4 protein-coding genes and 2 pseudogenes are annotated in these 6,776 nt (G+C 36.4%); 4 read left to right on the top strand and 2 right to left on the bottom strand.

The window, feature by feature from the left end:
• From terL to topA, 3 genes and pseudogenes are all read left to right on the top strand, one after another.
• On the top strand, positions 1-1,043 hold a 1,043-nt coding region (terL, locus tag ACIPNH_RS06075; RefSeq protein WP_400772242.1), incomplete at its 5' end, for a phage terminase large subunit.
• Between the two features lie 90 nt (positions 1,044-1,133).
• Positions 1,134-1,232 (top strand): annotated as a pseudogene (locus tag ACIPNH_RS06810) (TomO hydrophobic C-terminal domain-containing protein); the annotation flags it as partial.
• 87 nt (positions 1,233-1,319) lie between these two features.
• Positions 1,320-3,770 (top strand): type I DNA topoisomerase, encoded by a 2,451-nt coding sequence (topA, locus tag ACIPNH_RS06070; protein ID WP_264723857.1) that lies wholly within the window; start codon positions 1,320-1,322, stop codon positions 3,768-3,770.
• A 178-nt stretch (positions 3,771-3,948) separates the two neighbouring features.
• On the opposite strand, the gene trhO is transcribed toward topA, so the two are convergent.
• Entirely contained in the window at positions 3,949-4,776 is an 828-nt protein-coding gene (gene trhO / locus ACIPNH_RS06065) for an oxygen-dependent tRNA uridine(34) hydroxylase TrhO (protein WP_264723859.1), read from the bottom strand.
• 259 nt (positions 4,777-5,035) lie between these two features.
• Between trhO and ACIPNH_RS06060 the strand changes: the two genes are divergently transcribed.
• Entirely contained in the window at positions 5,036-6,634 is a 1,599-nt protein-coding gene (locus tag ACIPNH_RS06060) for an ABC transporter permease (protein ID WP_265024516.1), read from the top strand.
• A 10-nt stretch (positions 6,635-6,644) separates the two neighbouring features.
• On the opposite strand, the pseudogene ACIPNH_RS06055 reads toward ACIPNH_RS06060, so the two are convergent.
• Positions 6,645-6,776, bottom strand: a pseudogene (locus tag ACIPNH_RS06055) (Rpn family recombination-promoting nuclease/putative transposase); the annotation flags it as partial.

Below are 6,776 nucleotides of genomic sequence, written 5' to 3'. Positions count from 1 at the left end.
TAACTGGTGAAGGTGGTGATTTTATCATTGTGGACGATCCGCTCAGTTCTGCTCAAGCTTTGAGTGAAACGCTTAGAAAGCGTGCCACAAACTGGTTTGATCAGACTTTAGTAACCAGGCTGAACGATAGAAAAAAAGGAGTCATCGTTCTTGTAATGCACAGGCTACACCAGGAGGACTTAACTGGACACCTTCTCTCCAAGCCAAAAAACATATGGCATCATATTTGTTTGCCAATGATTTCTGAAAATAAGCAGGTTATTTATTCAATCAAAAAGCCAATACCTCCCGTGCCTATCATCCGAGTAGCTCAGCATTGTGCGACCAGGCGATTATATAATAAACCAGCGTCACCTGTAAGGATATTATATTCAAGAGAAGAAGGTCAGTTGTTATATTCCCTCGATGGAGGAAAAGAAGAAGTTGAGATAATAAAAGCTGAACTTGGGAGTTACGCTTTTGCTGCTCAATATCAACAAAACCCTCTGCCGCTTTCAAGTGGTATAGTCAAACGAGAGTGGCTAAAGCGCTATAAAAATGTTCCTGATAATCTCTCGCATGTAACACAAAGTTGGGATACTGCGGTTTCAACAAGTAACATGAGCAACTTTAGTGTCTGCACCACCTGGGCAAAAATAGATAATAAATTCTATTTACTCGACGTATATCGCGCAAAGCTTGAGTATCCAAAGCTTAAAGAACAGGTTTTGTCACTAGCTGCAAGATGGACGCCACACGCAATTTTAATCGAAGCAAAAACAAGTGGTCAACAATTGGTGCAAGAGCTAAAGACAAACAGTGATTTACCGATTATTGAAATAGTGCCACATGATGGTAAGCTCACTCGATTTCATCAAATTGTTCCGATTATAGAGTCTGGCAAGGTTTTTCTGCCACATCAAGCAGTATGGCTGAACGATTTTGAGTATGAGATTTTAATGTTCCCAGAAACTCGACACGATGATCAAGTAGATAGTACCGTGCAATATCTCCAGTGGGTGAGAAACAGTACCTCCAGGGTTACGGCTGTACGGGCATTGTGATTTGAGAGCAATTTCCACAAGGGAGGATGTCATCCCAGCGCTCCTTTTTTTGTCATGCAAGTAGCTGACACTGGAATCTAGCTTCTCGTTGCTGCTGCGATCATATACTATTGTAATGAGCCTTCAAAGTCGCTTGAAAATATCAACATCCAAGGGTTTTCTAAAGAGGGTCAAGAACCTACTTTGTAAAATTCACAAGACCTATTAAAATATTTTTTTACTTTTCATTGTATATTTCTCAACATATTATCTTTAAGTACTAAAATAATTAACAGTATGGCGTTATTAATAGTTGAATCACCTGCAAAAGCAAAGACAATAGGTAAATATTTGAGTAAAGAGTTCAAAGTAGCTGCATCCTTTGGACATGTGAGGGATCTTCCAGCAAAAAACGGTTCTGTCGATCCTGATAATGATTTTGCTATAAAGTATGAAACCATTGAAAAAGCAGAAAAATATATAAAAGAGCTAGTAAAAGCAGCAAGTAAAGCATCAGATATATATCTTGCAACAGACCCAGACAGAGAAGGGGAAGCAATGGCTTGGCATGTGATAGAGACATTAAAAGAAAAGAAAGCAATCAGTAATGAAAACAACATTTATAGAGTAGTCTTTAATGAGATAACAAAGAGAGCAGTACAAGAAGCAATAAAAAATCCACGTGAAATTAATATGGATTTAGTGCGTGCACAACAAGCACGTAGAGCTTTGGATTATCTAGTTGGATTTAGTTTGTCACCACTGCTGTGGACAAAATTGTCGGGAAGCAAGTCTGCAGGGCGAGTGCAGTCTGTTGCATTAAAGATTATATGCGAACGAGAAGATGAAATTAGTAAATTTATAACACAGGAGTATTGGAGCATAAAAGCAGAAATGCAAAATAGCAAAGATGAGGCTTTTTTTGCTATGCTAAGCCACTATGACAATAAAAAGCTAGAAAAATTTGATATTAAGAATGAAGAAGAAGCAAAGAACTTAGTCAGGGAGATTGAATCAAGGCAATATGCTGTAAGCACAGTAGAACGCAAGCAAGTTAAGAGAAACCCGCTTCCTCCGTTTATTACTTCAAGTCTTCAGCAAGATGCGGTGAATAAACTGTATTTTAATGTGAAAAGTGTTATGCGCATAGCGCAAAATTTATATGAAGGTATCGATATTGGTGGTGAAACTGTAGGGTTGATAACTTACATGCGTACAGATGGGTTTCATATTGCAGATGAGGCTATAAACTCAATTAGAGGGTCAATTAAGTCATTATATGGTGATAAATATTTACCGCAGTCTCCTCGTAAATATGTAAAAAAGGTCAAAAATGCTCAAGAAGCACATGAAGCAATTCGTCCAACTGATATAAGTAGAACGCCGGGTAGTATTAAGGATTACTTAACGCCAGAGCAATTTAAATTGTACGATTTAATCTGGAAAAGAACCATTGCAAGTCAAATGGAATCGGCGATCCTTGATCAAGTGGTAGTTGAAATTAGTTCTACTGACCAGAAAGTAATTCTGCGAGCAAGTGGATCAAGTATATTCTTTGATGGTTTTTATAAAGTCTATCAAGATAACATGGAAGCCGAAAATGAAGGCCTGCTACCTGCCATGAAGGAAGGGGAAGCGTGTAAGCTGATTTCAGTTGAGCCAAAACAGCATTTCACTCAACCGCCACCTCGTTATAGTGAAGCAAGTATCGTTAAGAAAATGGAAGAAATCGGTATAGGTCGACCATCAACTTATGCAACAATTATTTCGGTATTACAAGATCGTGAGTACGTTTCATTGGATAGCAAAAGGTTTATTCCAAGCAGTCGTGGTAAAATCGTTACTATATTTTTAGAAACTTTTTTTCAGCGTTGTGTAGAGTATGATTTCACAGCACAAATGGAAGAAAAGCTTGATTTAATTTCAAATGGACATGCAGATTGGAAAAAAGAGTTAGGCCACTTTTGGGTGCCATTTTTTGGTCATGTAAACTCTGTCAAGCAAATGACGCATGATGAAGTTTTCAGCGGCATTCACAATTTGGTAGTCGATTGGTTTTGTTCAGAAGAAGGAAGAAAAGAGGTGAATACAAAATGCCCTGCTTGCTCTGATGGCATATTGAAATTGAACTTTGGAAAAGCCGGGGTGTTCCTTGGATGTTCTAACTATCCTGAATGCAACCATACAAAAGAAATTACAGGTAGTAACGACAATTCAGAATATCCAAAAAGTTTAGGTATAGATGATATAACAGGACAAGAGGTAGTAATTAAAAAGGGTCCTTTTGGACTTTATCTGGAGTTTAATAACGAGTTAAAAAAGAAAAAAACGGTTTCCATACCAAAAGATATAAATGTTAATGAGATTGATCTGAGCACCGCTACTCAGTTACTTTCCTTGCCAAAAGTAATCGGAGAACACCCTGAAACCGGAAAGGAAGTAAAAATAGGCCTTGGGCGATTTGGGTACTATATTTTCTATGATGGTAGATACTTTTCTCTTAAGAAAAGCTCCAAAGAGGTGCTGAATACAGAATTGAGCGAAGTTGTACAAATTATTGCAAACAGTCCACGCAAAGAGCTAAAATCTCTCGGGCTTAATGAAAAAGGAAAAGAAGTTTTTATCTGCAACGGTAGGTACGGATTCTATATAAAATGCGGTAAAACAAACGTTGCTTTGGGCAAGAGTGCAGATATTGAAAGCATAGATTTGAAGAAGGCTTTAGAGCTGATTAAGGGTAAGAAATAGACTTCTTGCATAACCATTATCTACGTTAAAAATCAGCTTTTTTGTCATTCCAGCGTGTGACGCTGGAATCTAGAAAAAAAGAACCTGGATGCCAGTGTCTGGGCACTGGCATGACACCCTTTCTGGTAGAGGTTGCTCTCAAATCACAACGTGCATACAACTGCAGCAGTATGATGTTTTATTTATTATAGCTATAACACTGAAGTTTACAATCAGAACAAACCACTTGGCCACGTGGAACTGATTTCAGTTTATCAGTTGAAACTTGATTTGAGCAGAGTATGCATTTTATTGTGTTGCTTGGAGTAAGTGAGTTATCAACAGCAATTCTATCATCAAAAACAAAACACTCACCTTCCCAATTATTATTTTTATTATGAGTTTTTTCGAGGTAAGAAAGAATGCCGCCTTTCAGGTGGTACACATCGTTAAATCCAAGATTTTTCATGTACGCTGTTGATTTTTCGCATCTAATTCCACCAGTGCAGTACATAGCTACTTTCAAGTCTTTACTCTCAGAAAATGACTCTGTCCACTGAGGAAACTCACGGAAACATTGTGTGTGTGGATTAATTGCATTCTTAAACTTGCCTAACTTCACTTCATACTCATTTCGTGTATCTATTACTAAAACGTCAGGTTGAGAAGTAAAATCATCCCAATGCTCTGGATCAACATATTTACCCTTAAGGGAAATATCAAGATTGCTTACACCAAGATTCACAATCTCTCTTTTTAATTTTACCTTCATCTTGCTAAATGGTTGATATTCTGCTGCACTCTCTTTCCATGTAAGGTCCCTTAGCCTATAATCAGAACGTAGAAAATCGAATATTTTATCAATTGCGTTTCTTTCACCAGATATTGTTGCATTAACACCCTCTTCTGCAAGGAGTATAGTGCCCTTTAACTCAACGTTGTTGCATGTAGCTTTTATTTCGTCTTTCATGTCATAATAATTAGAAAGTTCTACAAAATGATAGAAAGTTGCAATGACGAAGCTCATGATTATTCACTTATCAACTAAAAACATGATATACAAAATTATAAAGATATTCAATAGTACGGCTGTTATAGCTAAAGTGGCTCTACAATTTGAAAAACAACAAATTCGTCATTCCGCTACTCGTTAGCGGAATCTATGCTGAGATACCGCGAATGAATCGCGTTATGACGTAGGGAAACCTTTCTTGGATTAGCTATAATTACTGGATATCTTCAGTTTTTACATATAACATTTTAATATAAAATATAGATTCAAATTAATGTTTTTAAGAGTATTTAAAAATATATTCTTATTTCTAGTAAGTATATTATTCGTCTGTCCAATATTATCATTAATATCAATTCTATTTACAGATACAACAAATTCCGGATGGGTAATCAGCACACTTTTCCCTGAATATATACTGAGTACGTTAATTTTGATGATAGGAGTGGGGGGAATATCCTTCATATTTGGAGTAATTCCAGCTTGGCTCACTACATTTTTTTCATTTCCTGGAAGTAAAATTTTTGAGATTGCTTTATTCTTTCCAATATCGATTCCTGGATATATAGTAGCGTTCGTCTATGTAAATACACTAGAGTTTTCAGGTCCGGTGCAGAGCTCATTAAGAGACATTTTAGAGTGGAGCAAAGGTGACTATTGGTTTCCTGAAATAAAATCTCTAGGTGGTGGAATATTAGTAATGGGATTCAGCCTATATCCATACGTTTATATGTTAGTCCGCTCAAGTCTAAAGAATGTTAGTAACTCAGTCACTATTGCATCAACGCTTGGGTTCTCCTCATTGAAGAGCCTGTTTTCTGTCATCATACCCTCCATACGCCCATCAATTATAGCTGGGTTGTCTTTGGTACTAATGGAAGTAATTACAGATTTCGGCACACCACAGTTTCTTGCTATCGATACTTTTACGACAGGAATATATCGCACCTGGTTTTTACTGCATGACAAATATTCAACTACTGTTTTAGCAGTTGCAGAATTAATTTTCGTTGTGATACTAATAGCTATCGAAAAAAAACTACAAAAAAAAGGAATATCTTACTCTTCAATCAATACCAATTCAGATTATCACAATAAACGGAGTATAAGTGGCGCTATACCGTTGATCTTTGCTTATCTTATGTGTGTATTGCCGATATTAATAGGTTTTATTTTGCCAATGATTCCGCTCATATATTGGAGCATAGAGAAGGGGTTGTTCATATACGAAGCAAGATTCTATAACATAATAGCAAATAGCATTAGTTTATCAGTTATTACCGCACTAATCTCAATTAGCATTGCAATAATGATTGGATATACGGCGCGTAAAAATAAGGTAATCAATAATGTAGCACGTCTCATTTCTTTAGGCTACGCAATTCCAAATGCAATTATCGCAATTAGTATAATAATATTTTTAAGCAGAATATCCTCTTTCATTACTCAATATGTTGTGGAAATTAGCTTAGTAGGAACTATTGGCGCATTAGTTTACTCATATTTATTCCGTTTTTTTGCTATATCTTTCAAGGCGGTAGAGTCAGGGCTCAAAAAAACACCAAATGAAATTGAGTGGACTGCATATACCATGGGTCATGGACCTATTTCCACATGTTTGAATGTTCATATCCCTCTCATCAAGAAGAGTATATTATCGGGATTTTTGCTCGTATTTATGGATACTATCAAGGAGCTCACAGCAACACTCATTATAAGACCATTTAATTTTGAAACTATATCAACTAGAATATATGAACTTGTAAGCGATGAGCGCTATAGAGAAGCTGCCCCATTTTCGTTAATAATAGTTATAATAGGCTTAATCTCTACAATAACCTTATTTACACTTGATGATAAGGATAAAAAATAAACGTAACCGTTCACAGATTTCCACTTAATTCTTCAATCTCACTAATAGAAAGGCCAGTAAACTTGACAATAGTGTTGACATCAACATTATTAGCCAGCATTGCTTTTGCGACTTCAATTTTCCCTTCCTCTTTACCAATTTT

The organism is Wolbachia endosymbiont of Drosophila barbarae, assembly GCF_044752445.1.
Taxonomy (GTDB): Bacteria; Pseudomonadota; Alphaproteobacteria; order Rickettsiales; family Anaplasmataceae; genus Wolbachia; species Wolbachia pipientis.
This window is presented reverse-complemented; position numbering and strand designations above follow the sequence as displayed.

Excerpts from the sequence above, each read along its gene's own strand:
- topA (WP_264723857.1), top strand. The coding sequence starts at position 1,320 with ATGGCGTTATTAATAGTTGAATCACCTGCAAAAGCAAAGACAATAGGT.
- trhO (WP_264723859.1), bottom strand. The coding sequence starts at position 4,776 with ATGAGCTTCGTCATTGCAACTTTCTATCATTTTGTAGAACTTTCTAAT.
- ACIPNH_RS06060 (WP_265024516.1), top strand. The coding sequence starts at position 5,036 with ATGTTTTTAAGAGTATTTAAAAATATATTCTTATTTCTAGTAAGTATA.